Genomic DNA, 24,947 nt, shown 5'->3' with positions numbered 1-24,947 from the left:
CCGTATAAATTATATATCAGACAATACCCCTTAGCTGAAAGTAATTTCACGTCCATCCCCCAACGAACGATCGACCTTCATTTATATACGAAAAAGTGATTGCTATTTTTGTAGAACCAATTGCTTCTCTTGCTGTTCTTTGCGCGTTTCAGTCTTAGGTTCCGTGCTTTCTTGGACACTACGATGTGCCACACGTTTCAAACAAATATGCTTCCACTTTCTTTCGTAACGTTTCATTATTCTTGATGTCCCCCTTGAATGCGCTTTAAAACTATTTGAAATCGCTTACAGGAAATAATATAGCACATATACATAAACGTGACAACACATTTCCGACAATTTTTTGTCAAAAATATGAATAGAATTTGTAGAATATCGAATATTGTCGAAATACATCATTTTTTCTTCATATAAAAGGCATACTACTTATATAGTTAAGTATTTTATTTCCCTTACTTGCAGTTCAAATCCCTTCTATATAAAAAAGAGCTGATATGAAATCAGCTCTTTTCCTTCTATTATTTATGATGCTTCATACGTCCTTCTTTTTGTAACTCTTTAAACAATGCTGCCATCATAAAGAAAATAACGAAGACGAATGGGAATGCCGCAATGATAGCTGCCGTTTGCAAGGCTTCTAATCCGCCGATATATAATAAGGTAGAAGCTATCGCAGCTAGAACGATACCCCAAATCATTTTAATACGGTTTGGTGGATTTAAACTACCATGTGTCGTTAACATCCCTAAAACAAATGTTGCAGAATCTGCAGATGTAATAAAGAATGTTGCAATAAGTAAAATACCTAACACCGATAAAGCTGATCCAAAGCTGCCCATCTGATCAAACATAGCGAATAATCCTACTTCTGTTCCCATCTCTTTCACTTTTTCAAAGATATGTGCATCACCAAACAGCTCCATATGAATACCAGTCCCGCCGAAAACAGAGAACCAAAGCGCACCGATTACAGTCGGCACGAGTAACACACCGATAACAAACTCACGAATGGTACGTCCTCGTGAAACACGCGCAATAAATGTACCTACGAATGGTGACCATGCAATCCACCATGCCCAATAGAAAATTGTCCATGATTGAATCCATTGATTTCCGCCTTCATCTAATGGACTTAAACGGAAACTCATACTTGGTAATTCCTGAATATAAGAACCAATCGTTGAAGTGAAGTAATTCATAATAAAGTTTGTTGGACCTGCAAATAATACAATTATCATAAGTGCAAATGCCAAAATAATGTTCGTATTACTTAAATATTTTATTCCTTTATCAAGACCTGTCTGCGCGGATAACATGAAAAGAACGGTTACGATTGCAATAATAACTAACTGTGTCGTTAATGAATTCGGGATAGATGTTAAATAACTAACACCACCTGCAATCTGTTTCGCACCAAGACCTAATGATGTCGCAACGCCAAACACCGTCGCGAAAACAGCTAACACATCAAATGAATGAGCAATACGCCCATGTTCCCCGCCTTTAAACAACGGACCTACTGTCGCACTGATTGTACTTGCTTTTCCTTTTCTAAAAGTAAAGTAAGCAATACATAACGCTACAAACGCATATAGTCCCCAAGGATGTAATCCCCAATGGAAAAATGAAAAACGTAGTGCAAGTCGCGCACTTTCCTCAGTTGCACCTTCTCCAAACGGAGGTGCGTACAAATGGTTTAATGGTTCGGCAACACCCCAAAAGACTAAGCCGATACCCATACCAGCGCTAAATAGCATAGCAAACCATGTCATATAACTATAATCAGGTTCGTCATCATCTTTACCTAAACGAATAGAACCGTATTTCGAAACAATTAAAAAGATAGACACACCTAAAATAATAGAAACAGAAATAATATAGAACCATCCAAACTTACTAACCAACGCAGTTTGAATTGCGGTTGTTACATTTCCTAAGCTACCTTTTCCAATAATAGATTCGGGAATAATCCCCCAAATTGTGAATGCAATACATAATGTTAATGAGATAATAAATGTTTTCGTTAGTTTCCTCATCAAATCCCCCTTCGTAGGTTTACTTTTATAAATAACATAAATTCCGATATGTAAAATCGGATAGAAAACTATGATTTTTACGGTGATTTTCTTACTTTCACCTTCACCAATTTGAATTCTTATGGACAGCCTTACCTTCCGTATAACCTTTTCACTCTGCAAGAGCTACAAGATCGAAATACTGCTGTCAAATTGTGTGAGAAAAATGCGGATGGGAATGTGTTTTCCCAAAAAAGGATGTGTTACAGATGTAAAAAAGGGCAAATTTCTTCCTTACAACCCTTTCTTTTTGTAACAATTATGCGGTTTTTTTGCTAGTATATAGCACGTGTTTATAGTTTCACAAACAAAATGTTTATGTTTATATAACTATATTACCCATAAAACGGTAAAATACTCAAGGAATGTAACTGTATAGTAATCATCATGTAACACTCCTGTAATATTTTTATTTACGCCGAAAAAAATATGTTGTATTAAATATTTTGAATATAACCAGAAACCTAATAATCACACAGAATGAAAAACGCTTTCTTACATTTCTAGCTATATTACAAGATGTTAACGACTGATTACGAATGGTTTGTAATTGTGTGTTTTCCCCAAATCCGAAAAAATCTGTTGCTATAATGAGGACACGAAAACAAACGCAATGGAGGCTATCATGAAAAAATTAATTGGAATAGCAACAGCAGCAGTTTTTGGTCTTGGGATTTTCACATCTTCTGCTAATGCAGAAACTGTTGTAACAACAGACGTACTAAATGTGCGCGAAAACCCTACTACTGAATCAAAAGTTGTCGGTAAATTACTAAACGGTAATAAAATAGATGTTCAAAATACAGAGAACGGATGGTCAAAAATCACTTTAGATGGTAAAGACACATTCGTAAGTGCAGAGTTCACAAAAAGCATCTACTACGTAACAGCTAACGTATTAAACGTACGTGCTGAAGCGAACACAAACTCAGAAATTCTTGGAACGTTAAAGAAAGACGATATGATCGAAACAACGAACCAAGTACAAAATGAGTGGTTACAATTTGAATATAACGGGAAAACAGCTTATGTTCACGTTCCTTTCTTAACAGGTACAGCGCCTGTTATTGAGAAACAAGAACAACCTGCTCCTGCTAAAACTGTAGCACCAGCTAAAGCACCTGCAGCACAATCAAAACCAGCTGCTAAGCCTGCTGTGAAAGCTGCTGAAACTAGCGAACCTTCTAATGGTCGTGAGTTAACAGTTGTAGCTACAGCATATACAGCTCATCCGAGCGAAAACGGTGGCACATATGGCGGCCGTGTATTAACTGCAATGGGTCATGACTTAACAGCGAACCCAAACATGAAAATGATCGCTGTTGACCCGAAAGTAATCCCATTAGGATCTAAAGTATGGGTAGAAGGTTACGGAGAAGCTATCGCTGGAGATACTGGCGGTGCAATTAAAGGTAACCGTATCGACATTCTACTTGGATCAGATAGTGCTGCTCAAAAATGGGGTCGCAAAACTGTTAAAGTGAAAATTTTAAAATAACCAATGACTGCTAAGCCAGTTCTCTTTATTGAGAGCTGGCTTTTATTTTTTTATAATACATATAAAGGAGGTTACACTCATGAATATACAAGCAAAAGTAGACTGGATCGGTACACCCAAACCATATATATACAAAGATGAAGTCACATATGACGCTACTTCTATTGACTTTTCACTCGCCGGCGATGACAATCGGTATAAATTAATTGTGCTCCATTCTGAAGAAAATACACATTACAAAGTTGTCCAATATGGGATCAAACCCGGCTCACAAAAGCCATTTCCTATCGACATTCCATTCGAACAAAATATGTTGCCAATGATCGAACAAATATTACGTGATCCGTATGTACAAGCAATATTAAAGGAAACGCGCTTCTAATCGAAAAAAACTATCTCAATTATAGAGATAGTTTTTTTATTAGCAAGTCAAACCATATACTTGCCCTAATTTCAACATATTATTTACAACATCTTTCCATTCACAGTTACAATATGATAATCCAAATTTCATTTTTTCTGTTTTGAGCATTTTTTGTTTATAATGGTAAAGGAAAGAAATATGTGTACGGAGGAATATTATGCTGCAACACTCAATTACGAAAGATGAAATTATGATGATTGCGAATGAGTTCGTTCAAGGACTAGATCCACAGCAAACAGCTGATCAGGAACATGTCGCTACAGCTCGGCACCTATATCGTAGTGGTGTTGTCTACAACGTTGACTTTGATGGTTATACACTATCAGGAACTGTAGATGCTGAAGGCAGCGTATATAGCGTCCATATCCCGATTCGTAACGTCGCTGAAAGCTATTGCGATTGCTTCGCACCAACGCAATGTGAGCATATGCTCGCTGTGTTACTATCTGCAGCATCTAGTTTCGGGCAAGTAGGAGATGTATTAACTTTATTTAAAAATAATACGAAACCTTCTCTTCCTCCTATTCGAACTGCAAGACAAGTATTGCAATCATCATCTTTTGAAGAAACGGATTATAAAAGTTGGCAATCGTATTTTGACAACGAATATGAATCATTTAAAAAAGAACAAGCTCGGCTTACTTATAAACAAATGTATTTTCTTATGAGTATTTTTACAGACTTCTATACGAAACTCGAACGGAAAGCTCCGCGTATCGTTGCGATACATGAGCTGTTCAGGCTACATGCAGCGCTTTATTGCTTTCAAAAATTATTAGAAGAAATTCAGGACTTTGAAGCAAATAAAACGTATTCTTATCACCAGCCTGTTAATGTCGTTCGCCTATTTGTAGATAAAGTGGAATCCATCGTTCGGGACTTACAATCAGAAGCGATTCCTTCAGAGTCTGAATCAATTTTGCAAGAAACAGCTCGTCTCGTTCACGAAGTATTCTTCTCCACTGACGCTTATACGCAAGAGAGATATTTTATTTATCGTCACATATGGAGTGAACTCTTACACAATAAAGAGCAACTGCAAGAAGAAGAAAAACGAATCGATACGAAAATCAATCCACTTTCCAAAGCATTAGCATCTTCTCATCTACTCTTTTTAAATGACGAAGACCTATTAGCAATGGATTTACTAAAAAAACAGCCTGCTTCTGTTGTAAGTCTATACTTCTATTGGTTAGAAGAGCTATTAAATACAATGAAGTGGGATCGTGCGAAAAACTGGCTTTCCTTTACGTATAAACAAGTGAAGAAAACGATATATGAGCACGAAAATACGATTTTCATAAAAGATATCGTTCGCTTATTTGTCATCATGTATGAAACGTATGCAACCCATACAAATGAACAAGCTGGACTCGAAATGATTTTGCAAGAGCTATTACCATATAGTTTCGCAAACTATGAGCAGTACGTACTCGCGAAAAAGCAATATCGTACATGGGCAGAACTTCAGCTCTTACATGGATTTGAAGCAATTGAGCTGTTGAAAGAGCCGCTGAAAGATATTGAAAAGGAAGCACCAGAAGCAGCACTTCCTCTTTATCATCTTGCTGCCGTAGAGGCCATTGAAGAACGAAATCGCAAATCATATAGACGTGCAGTTCGTTACTTAAAGAAATTACGTACATTATATAAACGATTAAAGCGTACCGATGAATGGGATGCTTTCATTATTCATATCGCAAACTTACATTCACGTCTACGTGCACTACAAGAGGAATTACGGAAAGGAAAATTAATCGATGATCAATCAAACTGAAGTAACAATTAGGCTCCAGCACGTTAGTCAAGGTTGGTTCCTTTGGGGAGAAGATGACAGCGGTACTCCATTATCCGTAACAAGTTGGAAACGAAATGCGTTTACATGGCACTCTACTTCTTTCTACGGCACGTTTCTAAAAGAAGCAACCTTTGAAGGAAAACAAGGTGTTATGCTAACAAATGCACAAGCATTTGAATACATCGCTAATAAACCAATGAACTCCTTTTCCCATATTCAAATGAACGGCCCTATTACAGCACTTACGAAAGATGCGAACGAATTATGGGATGCCTTCGTCAGCGGTAGCTTCGTACCTGATATGGAGCGTTGGTCTCAGCAACCATCTTGGAAAGTACAACATACACCAATTGAAGATGACACATTAGCATCTCTTTTCTCGTCAGCGGTAAATGAAAGCATATTACAAGATAACCGTTCAAACGACGGATGGGAAGATGCAAAGAGACTTTATGAACATTACGACTTTACGAAAAGACAATTGGATGCAGCACTACATGAAGAAGATTGGCTTAGAAAAATTGGTTACATTGAAGATGACCTTCCCTTTACAATCGGACTACGACTACAAGAGCCGCAAGAAGAATTTGAAATGTGGAAGCTTGAGACAGTTGTTACACCAAAGCGCGGAGCGCATCGCATATATGTATATGAAAGTATCGATTCTTTACCAAAACGATGGCACGATTATGAAGAGCGTATTCTTGAAACACAAGAAGGCTTCAGTAAACTCGTACCGTGGTTAAAAGAAGATGATACGTTCCGAAGTGAACTCTTTGAAACAGAAGCGTGGAACTTCTTAACAGAAGCAAGTAACGAATTACTCGCCGCAGGTATTACGATTTTACTACCATCATGGTGGCAAAATTTAAAAGCAACAAAACCAAAATTACGTGTACAACTGAAGCAAAATGCCACGCAAACGCAATCTTTCTTCGGCATGAATACGCTTGTTAATTTTGACTGGCGCATTTCAACGAACGGCATTGATTTATCAGAAAGCGAATTTTTTGAACTCGTTGAACAAAACAAACGGTTATTCAATATAAATGGTCAATGGATGAGACTGGATCCAGCCTTTATTGAAGAAGTACGAAAACTAATGAACCGTGCTGATAAGTATGGACTAGAAATGAAAGATGTCCTTCAGCAACATTTATCAAACACTGCTGAAACAGAAGTTGTAGAAGAGGATAGTCCCTTTACCGATATTGAAATCGAACTAGATGGATATTATGAAGAGCTATTCCAAAAACTATTACACATTGGAGATATTCCAAAAGTAGATGTCCCTTCTTCACTAAACGCAACACTCCGTCCATATCAACAACATGGCATTGAGTGGTTATTATATTTAAGAAAGCTTGGATTCGGAGCATTATTAGCTGACGACATGGGACTTGGAAAAAGCATTCAAACGATCACTTACTTACTATATATAAAAGAGAACAAGCTCAAAACAGGCCCTGCTTTAATCGTGGCACCGACATCCGTTCTTGGAAATTGGCAAAAAGAATTTGAGCGTTTCGCACCAAATTTACGTGTTCAATTACACTATGGAAGTAACCGAGCGAAAGGCGAATCATTTAAAGACTTCCTTCAATCAGCAGATATTGTATTAACATCTTATGCATTAGCTCAGCTTGATGAAGAAGAACTTAGTACGTTATGCTGGGATGCTGTTATTTTGGATGAAGCACAAAATATTAAAAACCCACATACGAAACAGTCAAAAGCAGTACGAAACTTGCAAGCTAATCACAAAATCGCTTTAACCGGGACACCGATGGAAAACCGACTTGCCGAGCTTTGGTCTATTTTCGACTTCATTAATCATGGATACCTCGGTAGCTTAGGACAATTCCAGCGCCGCTTCGTCTCACCGATCGAAAAGGACCGTGACGAAGGAAAAATCCAACAAGTTCAACGTTTTATCTCACCATTTTTACTGCGCCGAACGAAGAAAGATCAAACAGTCGCATTAAACTTACCAGATAAACAAGAACAGAAAGCTTACTGTCCACTTACTGGTGAACAAGCTTCCTTATATGAACAACTTGTTCAAGATACGTTGCAAAATGTAGAAGGATTAAGCGGGATTGAGCGCCGCGGATTTATATTACTCATGCTGAACAAGCTCAAACAAATTTGTAACCATCCCGCTCTTTATTTAAAAGAAACAGAACCAAAAGACATCATTGAACGTTCCATGAAAACGAGCACGCTAATGGAACTCATTGAAAATATAAAAGACCAAAATGAAAGTTGCTTAATCTTTACACAATACATTGGCATGGGGAACATGCTGAAACATGCGCTAGAAGAAAAATTCGGTCAGCGCGTCCTCTTCTTAAACGGTAGTGTCCCGAAGAAAGAAAGGGACAAAATGATCGAGCAGTTCCAAAACGGAACGTATGACATTTTCATCTTATCGTTAAAAGCAGGTGGAACTGGCTTAAACTTAACTGCTGCCAACCATGTCATTCACTACGACCGTTGGTGGAATCCAGCTGTAGAAAACCAAGCAACAGACCGTGCATATCGTATTGGTCAAAAACGCTTCGTTCACGTTCATAAGCTCATTACAACGGGGACACTCGAAGAGAAAATTGATGAAATGTTAGAGAGAAAACAATCACTAAACAACGCTGTCATTACAAGCGATAGTTGGATGACCGAATTATCTACAGATGAATTAAAAGAACTACTTGGTGTATAAACAAAAGGAGCTAATCTCAAAAGATTAGCTCCTTTTCAGGCTGTGGAGAAAGTCTTCTCTACAGCCTATTTTTGTGTCTGAACCTCTTTTTATGTGTCAACACTGATAAAAAAGAGGAAAAGGAGCGATTTTTTATGATGGGTGCTTTAAAAAATCATCGTGATGAGCGTGTATCTGTTTCTGTAGAAGAGTTGGTTCCGCAAGATCATTTCCTTCGTGCAATTGAAGCGACAATTAGTTTTGACTTTATTGAGGAGAAGTTACGCCCGTATTACTGTGAAAATAATGGGCGTCCCTCAATCCATCCTATTGTTTTATTTAAGATGATGTTTATTGGATATTTTTATGGTATTCGTTCTGAACGTCAATTAGAAAAGGAGATTAAAACGAATATTGCCTACCGTTGGTTTTTAGGGTTTTCTCTATCAGATACTATCCCAGATCATTCTACAATTAGTTGGAATCGTCGTACCCGTTTTATTCATACAAATATTTTTGAAGAAATTTTTGATGAGATTGTGAGGCAAGCGACGGAGCACCGGATGGTGGGAGGACGTGCGCTGATGACAGATTCTACACATATTAAGGCCAATGCTAATAAAAATAAATTTGTACATAAATATAAAAAAGAAAAGGCAAAGTTTTATATAGATGAACTAGAAGCTGCGGTAATCGAAGATCGTGAGGGACACGGAAAAAAGAATTAAAACCTAGAAAGGAAAGTGATACCCCTACTAAAAAAACTCGTATAAGTACTACGGATCCAGATAGTGGATTTTTAATGAGAGATGGAAAACCGAACGGTTTTCATTTCTTAGATCATCGTACGACTGATGCGAAGTACAATATCATTACAGATACCTATATAACGGCTGGAAATACGGCAGATTCCGAGCCGTATTTAGCACGTCTACAAGCCCAAATTGATAAATTTGGATTTGAAGTGGAAGCTGTCGCTCTTGATGCGGGTTATTTTACAGGTTATATCTGTAAGAAGTTATCAGAAAGAAATATATTTATGGTGATGGGGTATCGCCGATTTGGAAAGAGAAATAAAGAAGTACCGAAAAGCCAATTTAAATATGTAGAAGAAATGAATGCATTTGCTTGTCCGATGGGATGTATTTTAGAGTATGCGACAACGGATCGCGAAGGATATCGTCAATATAAATCGAATCCAGAAGACTGCGCTGTTTGTCCGTTACGTGAGGTGTGCTTTTCAAAGAAACAAAAACAAAAAGTTATCACTCATCATATATGGGAGAAATATAAGGATATCGCTAGAAAAAACAAACTAACAGCTACAGGGAAAAAGTTGTATAAAGTACGCTGTTCAACTATAGAGCGAAGCTTTGCGGACGCCAAAGAACTCCATGGCTATCGATATGCTCGGTTTCGGGGACTGAAGTCTGTCCAAATGCAGGCTTATCTCACCGCAGCTTGTCAAAACATGAAAAAAATAGCCCTCCACCTGACCAAAAAGGGTCTGGTGGAGGGCTATTTTTCTAAATTCTATTATTTTATGGTTTTTTCATTCGCTAAAATCAAAAAAGATTCCAGAGCGTTGGGAACCCTAAAGGGTTTCCCAACACTCTGAAAAGGAGCTAATCTCAAAAGATTAGCTCCTTTTTCTATTCCAAAACCAATTACTTATTATAATCCCTGTTAATCCGCCGCACGTATCCAGTAATGAATCTTGCCACATCGGTGTACGGTCTCCCGTAGTCCATTGATGAATTTCATCAAATGTTGCATATCCCGCAACGAAAAGGAGAGCGTATATGAAACATCGTTTTCTCGAATAACCCGATCGATGAAAAGCGTAATACGTCAATGAACCGAGCATAAAGAAAACCATAAAATGGGCACCTTTACGAAGGAAAAACTCAATAAATCCGCCTACACCTTTATTTGCAATGCTCACAGGTGTACCACCGCCATAATCGATAGATACCCACGAGAAATGCTCTTTCACAAACTCAACATTTACATATTGTTCAATATCCGAACGCATATCCTGCTTTTTATATGGTTGTGCCGAGGAATAGAAAATCAACCCCATCCATAGTAAAACAGGAATCCAAAATAACCATTTACGATTCATTCTTCCGAAACCCCTCTCTTAGTCTTTTAAGCGTACCAAAAAAAAGAATAAATTTCACGCCAAAACATGACATTTGCACCCTATTTATAAAGTGAAAGGGGGTGATAAACATGGCAGTCGAAACAATCGTAATGGACTTAACTTTACGTCTTGTCTTAAACAATGGATTAGATAAGAACGGAAAAACTGTTTTCAAGAACAAACAATTTAAGCGTGTGAAAACAAACGCAAACTTAGAGCAAGTACAAAACGTAGCACGTGCTCTCGCTTCCTTACAAGCATCACCACTTCATGCTGTACAACTTGTTAGCACATCAGATCTTTCTAGTCTATAAGATGAAACTTTTATCAGTGGGGATGTTCATCCCCCTGATTATTAACCAACACCATTCGCCCTACCCTTATATAACAGGATAAATAAAAAGGAGGAAATAACTCATGCAAGTACTAGAATTAATTTTTGCGAAAGAAGATGGAAAAACAGTTGTCTTTTCTATCGAGAAACCCATCACACCTATCGATGCACAAGTTGTAAATCAAGTAATGGATACCATCCTTGCCTCATCTGTATTTTCATCAATGAATGAAAATACTCGAAAAAAAGGAGCCCGTCTCGTAGAAAGGAATGTATCTGAAGTTCCCATTACTCTATAAATGAAAAAGACGAATCTGCATCATTTTGCAGATTCGTCAGAGTGTTGGGAAACCCTTTAGGGTTCCCAACGCTCTGGAATCTTTTTTGATTTTAGCGAATGAAAAAACCATAAAATAATAGAATTTAGAAAAATAGCCCTCCACCAGACCCTTTTTGGTCAGGTGGAGGGCTATTTTTTTCATGTTTTGACAAGCTGCGGTGAGATAAGCCTGCATTTGGACAGACTTCAGTCCCCGAAACCGAGCATATCGATAGCCATGGAGTTCTTTGGCGTCCGCAAAGCTTCGCTCTATAGTTGAACAGCGTACTTTATACAACTTTTTCCCTGTAGCTGTTGGTTTGTTTTTTCTAGCGATATCCTTATATTTCTCCCATATATGATGAGTGATAACTTTTTGTTTTTGTTTCTTTGAAAAGCACACCTCACGTAACGGACAAACAGCGCAGTCTTCTGGATTCGATTTATATTGACGATATCCTTCGCGATCCGTTGTCGCATACTCTAAAATACATCCCATCGGACAAGCAAATGCATTCATTTCTTCTACATATTTAAATTGGCTTTTCGGTACTTCTTTATTTCTCTTTCCAAATCGGCGATACCCCATCACCATAAATATATTTCTTTCTGATAACTTCTTACAGATATAACCTGTAAAATAACCCGCATCAAGAGCGACAGCTTCCACTTCAAATCCAAATTTATCAATTTGGGCTTGTAGACGTGCTAAATACGGCTCGGAATCTGCCGTATTTCCAGCCGTTATATAGGTATCTGTAATGATATTGTACTTCGCATCAGTCGTACGATGATCTAAGAAATGAAAACCGTTCGGTTTTCCATCTCTCATTAAAAATCCACTATCTGGATCCGTAGTACTTATACGAGTTTTTTTAGTAGGGGTATCACTTTCCTTTCTAGGTTTTAATTCTTTTTTCCGTGTCCCTCACGATCTTCGATTACCGCAGCTTCTAGTTCATCTATATAAAACTTTGCCTTTTCTTTTTTATATTTATGTACAAATTTATTTTTATTAGCATTGGCCTTAATATGTGTAGAATCTGTCATCAGCGCACGTCCTCCCACCATCCGGTGCTCCGTCGCTTGCCTCACAATCTCATCAAAAATTTCTTCAAAAATATTTGTATGAATAAAACGGGTACGACGATTCCAACTAATTGTAGAATGATCTGGGATAGTATCTGATAGAGAAAACCCTAAAAACCAACGGTAGGCAATATTCGTTTTAATCTCCTTTTCTAATTGACGTTCAGAACGAATACCATAAAAATATCCAATAAACATCATCTTAAATAAAACAATAGGATGGATTGAGGGACGCCCATTATTTTCACAGTAATACGGGCGTAACTTCTCCTCAATAAAGTCAAAACTAATTGTCGCTTCAATTGCACGAAGGAAATGATCTTGCGGAACCAACTCTTCTACAGAAACAGATACACGCTCATCACGATGATTTTTTAAAGCACCCATCATAAAAAATCGCTCCTTTTCCTCTTTTTTATCAGTGTTGACACATAAAAAGAGGTTCAGACACAAAAATAGGCTGTAGAGAAGACTTTCTCCACAGCCTGACGAATCTGCATCATTTTGCAGATTCGTCTTTTTTCTTCGGTATTTCAATCGGAATAAAGATTTTTGAAAAACCGACGCATACATATTTATAGTGTTCTCCACCTATATCAAACTCGGTCGTATATGTTGAGAAGAAAATATAATCATTTCGCTTTGTATAATTCTCGATTAATAATCCAACTTGTGGCTCAACATATTTTTTCGCCAACTTCTTACCAGCCGATGCTAAATCGCCAAGAAGGCCCTCTTCATTTTCTTTTTGAACTTCGTCTAGCTTCTTACTCACATCATTACGTTTCATAAACTGCTTCGCTGCCCAGTCCGTATATTCTCCTTTACTCGGGTTACTATTTGCTAAATATACTAGAAGAACAACAACTAGAGCCATAATAATATACCTTTTCTTCATACTATCTCACCGCCTACTCTTTTCTATTTTCATATATATGTACAAGCGATGCAAATTAGAAAGACTGTCATCTATTGATTGTAAACGAATAGCCAAAATTTACAATATGAAACAGAATATTAACAATCAATTTACTTAATTCGTATATAATTATATTTAGAATTATTATCATTTTAAAAAGGGGAATCAAATTTATGAATGAAGAAAATGATATTATTATTTCTAATTCTACAATGATGCTCGAACCATACAAGCACCCTTATTATCGCACTAAAATTATCGACAGTAGTGGGAACCATCTTTACTCCTGTCAAACTGCTCTCCAACTCATCAAGCAATCTTGTCTAACCAATGTGCATTCTACTTATCAAGGCAGACGTAATGCAGTCCAAACAAACTTTAAATTCAAACAAAATGTTCCAATTCCAATTAATCATAGAGAATATATTTGTGCTTTCCCGACAGAATCTCCTTCTTCTCCAAACTGTATATGGCTATTTTATAATCATATAGATGACATAGAATTTTTCAAACAGAGTAAAAAAGCTACCATTCATTTTTCAAATGGCACTACTACAACCATACATATCAGTCCCCATAAGCTAAAACAACAAGTATTAAAAGCTGGATACGTATTATCACGTATGAACATGCAAGATTCACTACAATTTAAAAACCTCTTATTACATTTACTACCGTAACAGAATTAGTAGAATGGAAAGCAATATCTCTTGCCTTCCATTCTTATGATAATATTTATCCTCTTAAGCTATTTCGCATTTTCTCAAGTGCTTGCCGATACACCCACCTCACTTGATAATAAGTCATTTCCATCTCGCTAGCGATCTCCCCCATCGTCTTCCCTACAAAAAAACGTTCGAAAATAATGTACTTCTCCTTCTCATCTAATACACTCATAAAATCCTTTGCTCTCATTTCAATATCTTCAAAATGAAAGATATCCTCATACTCTCCTACACATACACACTTTTCTTGCACAGCGGATTCTTTCTTCAATCTTTCTAACATGTAACCACGCACCGTTACAAGTGCATATGCAGGGAAACACCCCTTCTCCGCATCAAATCTTTCATACGCATGCCAAAGACCAATTAAACCACATTGATAATACTCTTCATAATCTTGACGAATACCTAATTTCTTTATTTGATTTACAATCATCCCTTCATACAAAACAACGGTCTCTGTAAAAGTTGCTGGTTTCACACAGTACCCACTTCTTAAAGGTATACCTCTTTGTTATTCCGCCGGTACCTCCACAATATAAAAATAAAGAAGCGATTTCACTGTGAGTAATTTCAAATACTACCGCCGAAATTTGAAATTACATGAAGTAGAATTTGAAATTCTGCTGATGGTATTTGAAATAAGGGTAAAAATAAAAAAGGTGACTCTCGAGAGAGTCACCTTTTCATAAAAATATATTATGCGCCAAAACTGTTTGCTAAACCCTTTAAAAAACCTAACCCTATTGTTAGAATAAAGAAAATTACAATTAAAATTGTCGCTTTTTTCTTACTTAAACCTGCCACAATATGTAATCCTAACCCTGTTAAAATTAAACTCCAAATATTAAAAATTTCAATTGAAGAAGCAATGCCGTTTAAAACTGTCCCTTTTTCAAATAAAGGAGCTAAACTTGTATAAGTATCCGTTCCATTACCATCGAAAATGAAAGCTAATCCTACATTTAACAATCCACCAATGTAGAAAACAAGATTAGCGTATATATAAATAGATAATATCTTCATGTAGGGAGTATCATTTCCCATTAACATCATAATCACTTTATAAAAACCTGCTGCAATAAAGAGGCCGATAGGTGTTCCGAATAAACCAAAAAGTGCTCCGCCACCAAGTGCAAACCATTTTATCATCTGCCCATCTGGGCCATTCAATTCTTTTGCCACTTCTGGGGTATTAACCACTGATAAATAAAATACCGCAGCTGCTGTAACCGTTCCAAGTAGAACAAATAAGATAAATGCTCCCCAAACCGGACTTTTTGTCTTCATTCTCTCAAATTGTAAACCAGGAGAAGTGATCATCCCAAACAACGACGGCTTTTTCGTACTAACATCTTGCGTATTAATATTCGTCTCCATTATAATGCCTCCTTATTTACACTGGCATATTTGGTAAAAATGCTGACACTATCATAACAATTGCTGCTAAAAATGCTGCTTTAATAATGAATAAAATGATAATTGGAATTGCTGCTTGCACTTTACTTAATCCAGCTGTAATCTGTAATCCTAACCAAATTAAAACTAAATTCCATAAATAAAACAATTCAATCGTATTACCAATTCCATATGCAAGTGAACCTTGATCGAATAGTGGTCCTAAACTTGTATACGCAGTTGGTCCAGCACCTAAAATTAAAGCTATAACACCATTAATAAGTCCACCAATAATAACAACAATGTTCGCATATACAATAATTGTTACTATTTTTTTATAAGAAGTATCATTCCCATAAAACATCATAAACACTTTATAAATAGCCGCAATAACGAACGTTACTAGCATAGCACCTACTGCTCCCCATATCGTACCAGAAATCACATTTGATACGAGTGAGCTCTGATCTGCAAGTGCACCTAGTTCCTTTTGCATTTTAATCATCTCAGGCGATGTGTATGTAACATACGCGTTTAAACTACCTACAAGCCCTTGCAACAATGCAACGAAGAAGAACATACCCCAAACTTTCTCGCTCATCTTCATTCTCTCAAACTGTAAACCAGGAGAAGTAATCATTCCGAACAATGATGGCTTCTCTCCGCCAGCTTTTTGCGTATTCAAATTCGCTTCCACTATAACGCCTCCTTCTATTTATATAACCCGTTCTAACGGGCGGTTCACTTCCTCTCACATAGAGGCTACGAACCGCCCACTAGAACGGTAGTGTGTAGTTCTACTACACTATTACTTACTCATAACGTAATGCTTCAATTGGATCTAATTTCGCAGCTTTATTCGCTGGAATTAATCCGAAAATAATACCAAGTGTCATCGAGAATAATACGCCGCCAACGACAACTTCCCATGAAACGAGTGGTGGCCATTTTGCGAATGTAGAAACGATATATGCTCCGCCATATCCAAGACCAATTCCAATTAAACCACCTAGAAGTGTTAACATAACTGCTTCAATTAAAAACTGTAATAAAATTTTACTACGCGTTGCTCCAAGTGCTTTACGTATCCCAATTTCGCGTGTACGCTCCGTTACAGATACGAGCATAATATTCATAACACCGATACCACCAACGACTAATGAAATACCTGCAATACCGCCGATGATCATCGTCATAATACCAGTTACTTTAGAAACATTTTCTTGGAATTCTTTTAAATTCACCAGTTCATATTTACCTGGAATTTCACTTGGCTTACGACTATTTAATACATCAACAGCTTTTTTTCCTGCTGCTTCTAAGTCATCTACATTTTTAGCTTGAATTGCGATATTTTGAATATCATCTGTTCCGTATAAAACAGGCCATAACGTAAGAGGGATTAACGCTTCTTCCATTTCAAATCCCATAAACTCATTATCAGATTTATACACACCAATAATTTGCATTGGCTGTCCCTTCATCTCAATAATTTGTCCAACTGGGTTTACATCCTTAAATAATGTTTCCTCTGTCTTTGTACTAACCATCACAACATTATTTGCATGAGTAATATCTGATTCACTTAAAGTACGTCCCTTTACGACCTTTACTTTATTAACCGCAAAATATTCATTATCAAGCCCAATAACATTCAGATTTGCTTTTTTATCATTTACATCAAGCACCTCTGAATTCTGGTTTGTCGTAATAACGTGTGAAACATCTTTCACTTGTTTTACTTCCAAAATATCCTCTTCCGTTAACTTCGGTATTTGAAATCCGCCCATAGCAAACTCATCATTAATATCTGCTTTAAATTGAATTGGCATAAGATTATTACCACCAGAACCCGCGAATTTCGACTTCAGCATCGCTTCCCCGCCTTGCCCAATTGCGACGACAGTAATAATAGAACCAACGCCGATAATAATACCGAGCATCGTAAGAGCTGAACGCAGTTTATGAGCTAAAATAGAAGATAGGGCAATTTTTATACTATCTAGTAAACTCATACCGCACACCTTCTATCTTCTGTAATTTTCCCATCTCGCAGTACAATGCGGCGGGAAGAATACGCTGCTACTTCCTCTTCATGCGTAACCATAACAATTGTCGTACCTTCTGCATTAAGCTTCGTGAAAATATCCATAACTTGCTCACCAGACTTCGTATCAAGCGCACCAGTCGGCTCATCGGCCATAATGAACGTTGGATTATTCGCAATCGATCTTGCAATCGCTACACGCTGCTTCTGTCCACCTGATAATTCATTCGGCAAATGGTGAACCCTATCTGACAAACCGACTTTACCAAGCGCTTCTAGAGCCCTTTGGCGGCGCTCTGCTTTCTTCACACCACCGTATACGAGCGGAAGTTCAACATTTTCTACTGCTGAAAGACGCGGCAGCAAATTAAAGTGCTGAAACACAAAGCCAATATATTCATTACGAATTAAAGCAAGCTTTGACTCGTCTGCTGTTAAGATATTCACATCATTCAGCATATATTCGCCTTCTGTTGGACGATCTAAACAACCGATAATATTCATAAGCGTTGATTTACCAGAACCAGACGGTCCCATAATCGAAACGAACTCACCACTTTGAATCGTCAAACTAATACCGTGCAAAATCGGTACTGCTAATTTCCCTTGATAATACGTTTTAGCAATATTATTTAACGTAATCATTTCTCTTTCACTTCCATTCCGTCATACACATCGTCGGAAGGATTTTTAACCACCTTTTGCCCCACTGTTACGCCTTCAGTAATTTCTGTCCAGTCTCCATCAGTAGAACCTTTTTTCACATTTTGTTTACGAAGCTTTCCTTTATCCTCAACATAAACAAATGCATCATCGTCTTTTTCTACAATGCTCTTAGTTGGAACAGCAATCATCGTCTTATTCTCTAAATTTACTTGCAGAGAAACGTGATAACCTGGAGATAAACCATCTTGACTATCAAGACTTGCTTTATATGTATATTGGGACATATTCTGAGTCGCTTCCCCCATACCGCCTGCTTGAGCCATCTCTGCACTCGTTGGGAATTCACTTACTTCTGTAATCTTACCTGTCCACTTCTTCTTACTATTTGCTTTCGCAGTAACAGTAAATGTTTGATCTGGTTGAATTTGTGACTTCTGAAGCTCAGTTAACGTCCCTTGCACTTGGAATGGATCTTTAGACGCCACTTGTAAAAATGCTTTCCCTTGACCACCTAACGCTTGAGATGAACTTTGCGCCGCATCTTTATCTAACTTTTGAACGACACCAGTAAAATTACTATAAATCGTAAGCTCTTTCTGCTTTTTACTTAATTCTTCTTTCTGCAACTTCCCTTTTTCTTTCTCAAGATCAGTTGTCTTTTGCGCCATCTCTAACTCACTTACTTGCTCGTCCATCGGATCCGTTACTTCTTTCCCAGCTCCGCTATCCTTTGCCTTCTTAATTTCTTTCTTCAACGAATCAATTTTCTTCTTTCCTTGATCATAACGCATGTCCGCCATCTTCTGATCAAGCTCAGCTTGCTTCATTTGCAAGTTAATCTCTTCATTATCATAAGAGAATAACTTCGTACCTTTCTCTACCTCTTGTCCTTCTTTCACTGCAATATCTTTCACTTTTCCTTTAGTCGGATCCGCATAGAAACTTTCAATATTACCTGGTTTTACCTGACCAGAAATTAATTTCGTATTATTAAGCTTTCGCTCCGTTACCTTCTCAAAGCTCACAGCATCAGCAGATGTTGATGCTCCTTTCTTCTTGCCTTGCATAATAAAAATATTAACTGCTGCTACAATAACAATTAGTGCAATAACCCCGATAATAATCCACTTCTTCTTCTTGTTTGGAGTACGAACCGTATTTGGTATCATTTTCTCGCTCCCTTTATAACTTAATAGTTTAATATAAAAATTGTATAAAACTTTCTGAAAACAGATTACATATTATTACATTCTTTTTACAAAGTTTTACACATCCATTTATATTGTAACAAAAATTCCAATGATTAGAAATATGACATATTGTCTTTTAAGATAGATTTAAGGAAAGATTATATTAATATAAGAAAAGCCATCCAACATGATAATTGGATAGCTTTTCGAACAAAATATTATGCAGCTTTAGGAGCGTTTCTCTCATGTCCACGTTGAACGATGAACAAGAAGATTGTTGATAAAACTGCACCTGTTAATAGTAAGATGAAGCAACCGTCCCAGCCAGAACGATCAACAATAACACCGATTGCTGCGTTTGCTACAAGACTTCCGCCTACATAACCGAACAGACCACACATACCAACTGTCGTACCTACTGCAAATTTCGGTACTAATTCCATCGCACTTAAACCGATTAAGAACTGTGGTACATAAATTAAACAACCGATAATAGAAACTGCAATACTTACAACAAGTATGCTAGTTGCTTGCCAATATACAAACGTACCAATAACAACTCCGACCATACTAATGATACATAATGGCATACGTTTTCCTTTAAATAATTTATCACTTAAAAGACCAACGATTAATGAACTTGGAATTGCCATACCTTCAAAGATTGCGTATGCCGCATGTGCTTCATTTTTTGAGAAACCTTTAACTGTCGTTAAATAAAGTGGAACCCAGTTAATAACACCGAAGCGAATTAAATACACAAATGCATTCGCAATACATAAGAACCAAACAAATTTATTCTTTACTACATATTTCATTAAAATTTCTTTTGGTGACATCTTGTTAGCATGATCTGCTTTTTCAAGATTTTCATAGTCATTACGATACTCATCAATTGGAGGAAGACCTTCTGATTCTGGTGTATCCTTCGCATTAATCCAAACAAGAACTGAAATTACCATTGCGATAATCGCAGGGAAAATAAATACGCCGCCTTGCCAATGATTTTCACCAAAAATAGCTACACCAATTCCGACAAGTGGTGGCACAAGCATTCCGCCAACGTTATGTGAAATATTCCAAATACCTGTTTTCGTACCACGTTCTTTCTTTGAGAACCATTTCGTCATAACGATACTACAAGGTGGTGCTCCCATACCTTGTACAATACCATTTAGAACAAGTAATGTAACAATCATTCCAAATGACGATGCAAAACCGAAACAAATATTTACAAGCCCTGATAAGAATAAACCGACTGCGATAAAGCGCTGGGCGAAAGCTTTATCTGACAAATTCCCCATAAAGAACTTACTAAATCCATAAACAATTGCCATGATTGAACCTAGTAGTCCAATTTCAGCTGTACTAAACCCATATTCTTGTACTAAATACGTACTAGATAACGTAAAGTTACTACGAACTAAATAATAAGCAGCATACCCAACTGAAATTCCCATCAATACACGGATACGTAGTAATCGATATACACGGTCGATCATATCCGCTGGCAATCTCTCAATTGCAGGTGCTGGCTTAAGCCATTTAAACATATATTTTCGTCTCCTTTTCTCACTTCTGAGAGAGACGCTGTCTATTCCATATCTCGATTATTCCACTATTTGATATATTTTTGTTTGTTCTTCTAACCGGCTGTCCTTCAATTTCTTTCTCGTTCTTCGCAAACATTGTTGGTACGCCAAACGAAACCTTTTCTAAAATGTGACCCGCTTCTTCTGATAAACAATAATCAATAAATAAATCCGCAATAATACCATTCGGTGCACGTTTTAGTTTCGAAATCGCATTAACAGATAACCCTGTTTGCTCAGGTACAATACTTACAATTGGAAAGCCTTGTTTTTGAAGCATTCTCTGATCTCCCATGAAATTGATGCCTACCATATACTTACCACTCGCAACTAGTTCTACTGGCATGTAACCATTTACCGTTACTTCACCAACTTGCCCTGCGAGACTCTTCACATATGCTTTTGCTTCCTCTTCACCTACCGTATCAATAAGTGATTGAAAAAACGTATATGCTGTTCCTGATACATTTGGATCTGGCATCACAATCTTTCCCTTATATACTGGATTTAATAAATCTTGCCACCTTGATGGATAAGGAAGTCCGAGCGGTGCTATTTCTTCATTCCACCGCTCTTTATTGATCGCAATTGCCAGTTTCTCCACTTCATAACCGTACCAATAACCGTCTTTATCTTTAACAGTTTTTGAAATACGATTCGCATGCTGACTCGTAACAGGAATAGATAGATTTTTTTGTTTCATCATTTGATGCGCATCTACCGTACCGCCAATAATAATATCCGCTTTCGGATTTCCAGCTTCCTCTTCTACCCTCCGAAGAAGCTCTTCTGTCGAAAGACGAATAAATTCATACGTACAGCCGCGTGGTTTACAAAATGATGAAAGCAAAGCTTCACCCACTTCCTCACGAGCTGCTACATACGCAACAAGATGACGATTCTCCAAAATAGGGAGACCATTTTTATTATATTTAATAGAGGTTGTATCTCGAGAGCAACTAGACATCGCTCCTCCAATTACTAGCAAAAAGAAGAAAAAGGCTATCTTTCTCATGACACATTCTCCTTTACAAATAAATTTGCGAGGGAGCTTTTCATATACATGACATTCCCATTATTATCACCGAGATATTGCACAACAAAGTACGATGGATATACAGAAATAGTAAGAATGTCTTCTCGCTCATTCTTTATACGCTTCCCTGTTTTATAAGCGGTAATATAAGCAATCGGTTCATTCTGTGATTGTAATAATTTCTGTATTTCTCCGTAATCTGTAATTTGCTTTGCGTACCGAATCGAATCAAGTATGTGCGTAAGATTCATCGCACGTTCTACATCACCTTGGCGCACTATGACATCCTGCGCTGACGCAAAAAAATCACTAATACGTTCTGGCGTGTAATACAGGCTTAACAAATACGTTTGAAATGCTGAAATCATTGGGTCCATACCATTCTTTCCGTACATATCAGCCCCGTACTGGAACAAGTCACCTACTGCAAAAGTACGTTTATGTCCGTTCAAGTACGTTACTTCTCCAGTAAATACTTGTTCTTGACTCTTAGCTTCTCTCGGTTCTATTTGAATTCGGTCAAAGAATGAAACAATCGTATGCAAACGAACTTCATCCGTTATAACAATTTCTCCCCACTTTTCATGCCTAACCTTCATTTCAGTAGGCAGGGATTCATTCACCCTTTGTAAAACAGTTTGTTTGTCATTCACTATTGTGATTCGATTGTATATTTGCTTCTCCATCACATAAAACAAAATAAGAGAAACGATTATACAAAGGACAAACATAAGAATTTGAAATGATAGCCTTTTCATTTCTGCCTACCTCCAAGATAAAAAAACGTTGTTTCGAAAATACCGCATAATTGTTTCATAAATGTATCATTTAACCGCTTTCAAGTTTTTTATGTCTTCCATCCGTCTCGGAAGCAAGAATGTAATAAATATTGTAGTACCAACCTCTTCACTACTCTCAATTCGCATACTTCCACCCTGCTTATTCATAATCTCCTGACAAATATACAAACCGTAACCATTCCCGTAACTAGAAGGAAGTACCTTCCCTTCTGGCGATTCATTCCACTCTGCAAGCACACCTTCATCTATACCAATGCCATCATCATGAACAAAAACCTTCGCCTCACGTTCATTTACAATTACATTCATACGAATTTGCGTAGCATCGCTATATTTTATCGCATTATCAAGCACGTTTAAGAAAATCTGTTTCGTCTTATCGAAATCTGCAACAACATGTACATCTGTTAACTCATTTATAACTTCAATCTCAAATTTCTGCAGGCGAGGTTTCACAATTGAAACTGCTTCTTCTGCTAATTCCTTTATATTCACAACTGTAGGTGACACTTCAAACGTACTCGTCCCGTACTTTGAAGACTTAAGTAACTCCTCTACAAGTGATAATAAACGCTCACTTTCTACAGCTACATAACGAAGGCTCTCCTGTACATCTTCCTTTGCCTTTAACTTCGGAATTAAATCCACATAACCAATAATCGCCGTTAGCGGTGTTTTTAACTCATGCGTAATACGGTCTAAGAAATCTTTCTGCTTCTCTTTCTCCTCTTTCAATTGCTTAATATGCAATTCAATTCCATCGGCCATCGCATTAAAAGATGCTGAAAGCTGAGCAATTTCCACATATTCATTTAGCTCAATCTTGCTTTTATAATCCCCATTCGCAAGTCGCTGCGCCATTTGCCTTAACTGATCAATCGGCTTATGCAGAGACTTCGCCAAACGAATTGCAAAGAAAATACCCGCAGCTACGAGACAAAGGGACGTCATTAAAAACGTCCAACCGACATTTGTTAAAACTTCCTTCTCACCCGTTAACTCGTTTATAAAACGAACACTTCCGATGACATCGTTTCCATAATACACTGGGCTTGAAAACAAAAGAATTGGAGCTGGGTCTCCCTCTTCAAAAACATACGATTTCTTCCCCTTCAAAGAACTCGGAATATCGATATTCCGATGAAGAAGTGCTCCTTTTTGCGTATCCGCCACAACATCTCCATTCTTCCCGATCATCTGTACACGTACATCCATGCGCTTCGCTAAATACGAAGCAATTAAAAGTGAATTCGGACCGAGCGTCTCCACCTCTGCTTCCTTCTCTAAATAATTCATCGTATAAATTTGTGCTTCTACACTTAACTTTTCTAAAGAATTTGCCGCGTTATGATACATATTCTTTTCTAACGTAATATAAACAACCGCGTACAAAAGAACAAAAATCGGGATTAACAGTCCCACTATTCCAAACACCATATTCCTTTTTAAAGACATACCATCACCACTTAACAATCCAGTTTATAGCCGACGCCATAAATTGTCTTAATATATTCCCCGCTATTCCCTAGCTTCTTCCGTAGCCTTTGCACCATAATATCAACTGCTCTCGTATTTCCGATATACTCAAATCCCCATACTTTCTCAAGTAACTCATCTCTCATAAATACACGCTGCGGATTGGAAACAAACAACTGACATAAATTAAACTCTCGGTACGTTAATTGAATTTCTTGTCCACTAACATGCACCTTTCTTTCCTTAGGACAGATTGTTATCTCTCCCGCTCCAATTACTTCATGACTTACCGTTACCTCTGTCTTCTTCACACGCCGCGTCATATTCTTGACCCGAAGAATAAGCTCCGCATAATTAAACGGCTTCGTCACATAATCATCTGCACCAAGCTGCAGACCAAGCAATTTATCATTCATCTGACTCTTCGCAGTTAACATGAGCACTGGAATATCTCTATTCTTCTCACGGAACAAACGAAGCAACTCATACCCATCTGTATCTGGAAGCATAACATCCAAAATCAATACATCCGGTCCTTCATTCCATTTCTCTAAAGCTTCTCTTCCATCAGCCGCCGTGAGCACTTCATACCCTTCCATCTCTAACTGCATCCGAATCAAATTACGAATACTCGACTCATCATCAACTACCAATATTTTCATTATTCTCCTCCTTCCATCCCGTATTATAGTACAGTTTAGTATAGCAAAAATCCTA

At 37.4% G+C, this 24,947-nt stretch carries 24 protein-coding genes; 8 read left to right on the top strand and 16 right to left on the bottom strand.

Going from position 1 to position 24,947, the window contains the following annotated elements:
- Positions 1 to 102: 102 nt before the first annotated feature.
- On the bottom strand, positions 103 to 237 hold the full coding sequence (locus ACUN28_RS02925) for a hypothetical protein (protein ID WP_000833067.1): 135 nt from the start codon (positions 235 to 237) through the stop codon (positions 103 to 105).
- A 281-nt stretch (positions 238 to 518) separates the two neighbouring features.
- The gene (gene opuD, locus ACUN28_RS02920; RefSeq protein WP_142324656.1) at positions 519 to 2,036 is read right to left on the bottom strand and encodes a glycine betaine transporter OpuD; all 1,518 of its coding nucleotides are present in this window, start codon (positions 2,034 to 2,036) and stop codon (positions 519 to 521) included.
- A gap of 664 nt (positions 2,037 to 2,700) precedes the next feature.
- Between opuD and ACUN28_RS02915 the strand changes: the two genes are divergently transcribed.
- The 5 genes from ACUN28_RS02915 (at position 2,701) to ACUN28_RS02895 (ending at position 10,111) form a co-directional block, all read left to right on the top strand.
- Positions 2,701 to 3,573 (top strand): cell wall-binding protein EntA, encoded by an 873-nt coding sequence (locus ACUN28_RS02915; RefSeq protein WP_098646332.1) that lies wholly within the window; start codon positions 2,701 to 2,703, stop codon positions 3,571 to 3,573.
- 79 nt (positions 3,574 to 3,652) lie between these two features.
- Positions 3,653 to 3,955, top strand: a complete 303-nt coding sequence (locus ACUN28_RS02910) for a DUF3910 family protein (protein WP_098646331.1) — start codon at positions 3,653 to 3,655, stop codon at positions 3,953 to 3,955.
- Between the two features lie 199 nt (positions 3,956 to 4,154).
- Positions 4,155 to 5,774 carry an SWIM zinc finger family protein gene (locus tag ACUN28_RS02905; protein WP_445423348.1) on the top strand — a complete coding sequence of 540 codons (1,620 nt, stop codon included), beginning with the start codon at positions 4,155 to 4,157 and terminating at the stop codon, positions 5,772 to 5,774.
- Positions 5,758 to 8,514 carry a DEAD/DEAH box helicase gene (locus tag ACUN28_RS02900; RefSeq protein WP_098561175.1) on the top strand — a complete coding sequence of 919 codons (2,757 nt, stop codon included), beginning with the start codon at positions 5,758 to 5,760 and terminating at the stop codon, positions 8,512 to 8,514. Before ACUN28_RS02905 ends, ACUN28_RS02900 begins: the two co-directional genes overlap by 17 nt.
- Before the next feature lie 134 nt (positions 8,515 to 8,648).
- Positions 8,649 to 10,111 (top strand): IS1182 family transposase gene (locus ACUN28_RS02895; protein WP_445423347.1). Its coding sequence is split into 2 segments (ribosomal slippage): positions 8,649 to 9,210 and positions 9,210 to 10,111, totalling 1,464 coding nucleotides; the frame shifts between segments, so codons are not numbered across the junction.
- Positions 10,112 to 10,132: 21 nt separating this feature from the next.
- Here the strand turns inward: ACUN28_RS02895 and ACUN28_RS02890 are convergent.
- Entirely contained in the window at positions 10,133 to 10,618 is a 486-nt protein-coding gene (locus ACUN28_RS02890; RefSeq protein WP_071758490.1) for a VanZ family protein, read from the bottom strand.
- 110 nt (positions 10,619 to 10,728) lie between these two features.
- On the opposite strand from ACUN28_RS02890, the gene ACUN28_RS02885 reads away from it, so the two are divergent.
- On the top strand, positions 10,729 to 10,953 hold the full coding sequence (locus ACUN28_RS02885; RefSeq protein ID WP_000257706.1) for a DUF1659 domain-containing protein: 225 nt from the start codon (positions 10,729 to 10,731) through the stop codon (positions 10,951 to 10,953).
- A 103-nt stretch (positions 10,954 to 11,056) separates the two neighbouring features.
- Positions 11,057 to 11,272, top strand: a complete 216-nt coding sequence (locus ACUN28_RS02880) for a DUF2922 domain-containing protein (protein WP_098646329.1) — start codon at positions 11,057 to 11,059, stop codon at positions 11,270 to 11,272.
- Positions 11,273 to 11,308: 36 nt separating this feature from the next.
- Here ACUN28_RS02880 and ACUN28_RS02875 read toward each other — a convergent pair.
- A protein-coding gene (locus ACUN28_RS02875; RefSeq protein WP_445423346.1) for an IS1182 family transposase occupies positions 11,309 to 12,771 on the bottom strand; the annotation gives its coding sequence in 2 pieces (ribosomal slippage) (positions 11,309 to 12,210 and positions 12,210 to 12,771; 1,464 coding nt in all).
- A gap of 109 nt (positions 12,772 to 12,880) precedes the next feature.
- Entirely contained in the window at positions 12,881 to 13,279 is a 399-nt protein-coding gene (locus ACUN28_RS02870; protein WP_445423345.1) for a DUF4359 domain-containing protein, read from the bottom strand.
- Between the two features lie 194 nt (positions 13,280 to 13,473).
- Between ACUN28_RS02870 and ACUN28_RS02865 the strand changes: the two genes are divergently transcribed.
- Positions 13,474 to 13,980, top strand: coding sequence for a competence protein ComK (locus tag ACUN28_RS02865; RefSeq protein ID WP_088084586.1), 507 nt, complete (start codon positions 13,474 to 13,476; stop codon positions 13,978 to 13,980).
- A gap of 55 nt (positions 13,981 to 14,035) precedes the next feature.
- On the opposite strand, the gene ACUN28_RS02860 is transcribed toward ACUN28_RS02865, so the two are convergent.
- The 11 genes from ACUN28_RS02860 to ACUN28_RS02810 form a co-directional block, all read right to left on the bottom strand.
- Complete coding sequence (locus ACUN28_RS02860; RefSeq protein ID WP_088084587.1) at positions 14,036 to 14,506, bottom strand: sigma-70 family RNA polymerase sigma factor; 471 nt, start codon at positions 14,504 to 14,506, stop codon at positions 14,036 to 14,038.
- A gap of 218 nt (positions 14,507 to 14,724) precedes the next feature.
- The gene (locus ACUN28_RS02855) at positions 14,725 to 15,405 is read right to left on the bottom strand and encodes a Yip1 family protein (protein WP_016136056.1); all 681 of its coding nucleotides are present in this window, start codon (positions 15,403 to 15,405) and stop codon (positions 14,725 to 14,727) included.
- Positions 15,406 to 15,421: 16 nt separating this feature from the next.
- Entirely contained in the window at positions 15,422 to 16,120 is a 699-nt protein-coding gene (locus ACUN28_RS02850) for a Yip1 family protein (protein WP_016085523.1), read from the bottom strand.
- A gap of 115 nt (positions 16,121 to 16,235) precedes the next feature.
- Positions 16,236 to 17,438: an ABC transporter permease gene (locus tag ACUN28_RS02845; RefSeq protein WP_064460100.1), complete on the bottom strand. Its 1,203-nt coding sequence runs from the start codon at positions 17,436 to 17,438 to the stop codon at positions 16,236 to 16,238.
- Positions 17,435 to 18,115, bottom strand: a complete 681-nt coding sequence (locus ACUN28_RS02840) for an ABC transporter ATP-binding protein (RefSeq protein WP_000631628.1) — start codon at positions 18,113 to 18,115, stop codon at positions 17,435 to 17,437. Before ACUN28_RS02840 ends, ACUN28_RS02845 begins: the two co-directional genes overlap by 4 nt.
- The gene (locus tag ACUN28_RS02835; RefSeq protein ID WP_061679381.1) at positions 18,112 to 19,305 is read right to left on the bottom strand and encodes an efflux RND transporter periplasmic adaptor subunit; all 1,194 of its coding nucleotides are present in this window, start codon (positions 19,303 to 19,305) and stop codon (positions 18,112 to 18,114) included. Before ACUN28_RS02835 ends, ACUN28_RS02840 begins: the two co-directional genes overlap by 4 nt.
- A gap of 239 nt (positions 19,306 to 19,544) precedes the next feature.
- The gene (locus ACUN28_RS02830) at positions 19,545 to 20,879 is read right to left on the bottom strand and encodes an MFS transporter (protein ID WP_097817036.1); all 1,335 of its coding nucleotides are present in this window, start codon (positions 20,877 to 20,879) and stop codon (positions 19,545 to 19,547) included.
- Between the two features lie 19 nt (positions 20,880 to 20,898).
- On the bottom strand, positions 20,899 to 21,933 hold the full coding sequence (locus tag ACUN28_RS02825) for an ABC transporter substrate-binding protein (RefSeq protein WP_390258236.1): 1,035 nt from the start codon (positions 21,931 to 21,933) through the stop codon (positions 20,899 to 20,901).
- A complete protein-coding gene (locus tag ACUN28_RS02820) occupies positions 21,930 to 22,712 on the bottom strand; it encodes a DUF3919 family protein (protein WP_390258235.1) in 783 nt (260 codons plus the stop codon). Before ACUN28_RS02820 ends, ACUN28_RS02825 begins: the two co-directional genes overlap by 4 nt.
- A 66-nt stretch (positions 22,713 to 22,778) precedes the next feature.
- Positions 22,779 to 24,209: a HAMP domain-containing sensor histidine kinase gene (locus tag ACUN28_RS02815; protein ID WP_098585115.1), complete on the bottom strand. Its 1,431-nt coding sequence runs from the start codon at positions 24,207 to 24,209 to the stop codon at positions 22,779 to 22,781.
- An 11-nt stretch (positions 24,210 to 24,220) separates the two neighbouring features.
- Positions 24,221 to 24,892, bottom strand: a complete 672-nt coding sequence (locus ACUN28_RS02810) for a response regulator transcription factor (protein WP_061679386.1) — start codon at positions 24,890 to 24,892, stop codon at positions 24,221 to 24,223.
- Positions 24,893 to 24,947 lie beyond the last annotated feature (55 nt).

The organism is Bacillus sp. WC2507, from assembly GCF_052656125.1.
This window is presented reverse-complemented; position numbering and strand designations above follow the sequence as displayed.

Coding starts and splice junctions, on each gene's coding strand:
- ACUN28_RS02830 (WP_097817036.1), bottom strand. CDS start 20,879: ATGTTTAAATGGCTTAAGCCAGCACCTGCAATTGAGAGATTGCCAGCG.
- ACUN28_RS02900 (WP_098561175.1), top strand. CDS start 5,758: ATGATCAATCAAACTGAAGTAACAATTAGGCTCCAGCACGTTAGTCAA.
- ACUN28_RS02910 (WP_098646331.1), top strand. CDS start 3,653: ATGAATATACAAGCAAAAGTAGACTGGATCGGTACACCCAAACCATAT.
- ACUN28_RS02925 (WP_000833067.1), bottom strand. CDS start 237: ATGAAACGTTACGAAAGAAAGTGGAAGCATATTTGTTTGAAACGTGTG.
- ACUN28_RS02915 (WP_098646332.1), top strand. CDS start 2,701: ATGAAAAAATTAATTGGAATAGCAACAGCAGCAGTTTTTGGTCTTGGG.
- ACUN28_RS02855 (WP_016136056.1), bottom strand. CDS start 15,405: ATGGAGACGAATATTAATACGCAAGATGTTAGTACGAAAAAGCCGTCG.
- ACUN28_RS02835 (WP_061679381.1), bottom strand. CDS start 19,305: ATGATACCAAATACGGTTCGTACTCCAAACAAGAAGAAGAAGTGGATT.
- ACUN28_RS02905 (WP_445423348.1), top strand. CDS start 4,155: ATGCTGCAACACTCAATTACGAAAGATGAAATTATGATGATTGCGAAT.
- ACUN28_RS02820 (WP_390258235.1), bottom strand. CDS start 22,712: ATGAAAAGGCTATCATTTCAAATTCTTATGTTTGTCCTTTGTATAATC.
- ACUN28_RS02840 (WP_000631628.1), bottom strand. CDS start 18,115: ATGATTACGTTAAATAATATTGCTAAAACGTATTATCAAGGGAAATTA.
- ACUN28_RS02890 (WP_071758490.1), bottom strand. CDS start 10,618: ATGAATCGTAAATGGTTATTTTGGATTCCTGTTTTACTATGGATGGGG.
- opuD (WP_142324656.1), bottom strand. CDS start 2,036: ATGAGGAAACTAACGAAAACATTTATTATCTCATTAACATTATGTATT.
- ACUN28_RS02885 (WP_000257706.1), top strand. CDS start 10,729: ATGGCAGTCGAAACAATCGTAATGGACTTAACTTTACGTCTTGTCTTA.
- ACUN28_RS02825 (WP_390258236.1), bottom strand. CDS start 21,933: ATGAGAAAGATAGCCTTTTTCTTCTTTTTGCTAGTAATTGGAGGAGCG.
- ACUN28_RS02815 (WP_098585115.1), bottom strand. CDS start 24,209: ATGTCTTTAAAAAGGAATATGGTGTTTGGAATAGTGGGACTGTTAATC.
- ACUN28_RS02870 (WP_445423345.1), bottom strand. CDS start 13,279: ATGAAGAAAAGGTATATTATTATGGCTCTAGTTGTTGTTCTTCTAGTA.
- ACUN28_RS02845 (WP_064460100.1), bottom strand. CDS start 17,438: ATGAGTTTACTAGATAGTATAAAAATTGCCCTATCTTCTATTTTAGCT.
- ACUN28_RS02865 (WP_088084586.1), top strand. CDS start 13,474: ATGAATGAAGAAAATGATATTATTATTTCTAATTCTACAATGATGCTC.
- ACUN28_RS02880 (WP_098646329.1), top strand. CDS start 11,057: ATGCAAGTACTAGAATTAATTTTTGCGAAAGAAGATGGAAAAACAGTT.
- ACUN28_RS02810 (WP_061679386.1), bottom strand. CDS start 24,892: ATGAAAATATTGGTAGTTGATGATGAGTCGAGTATTCGTAATTTGATT.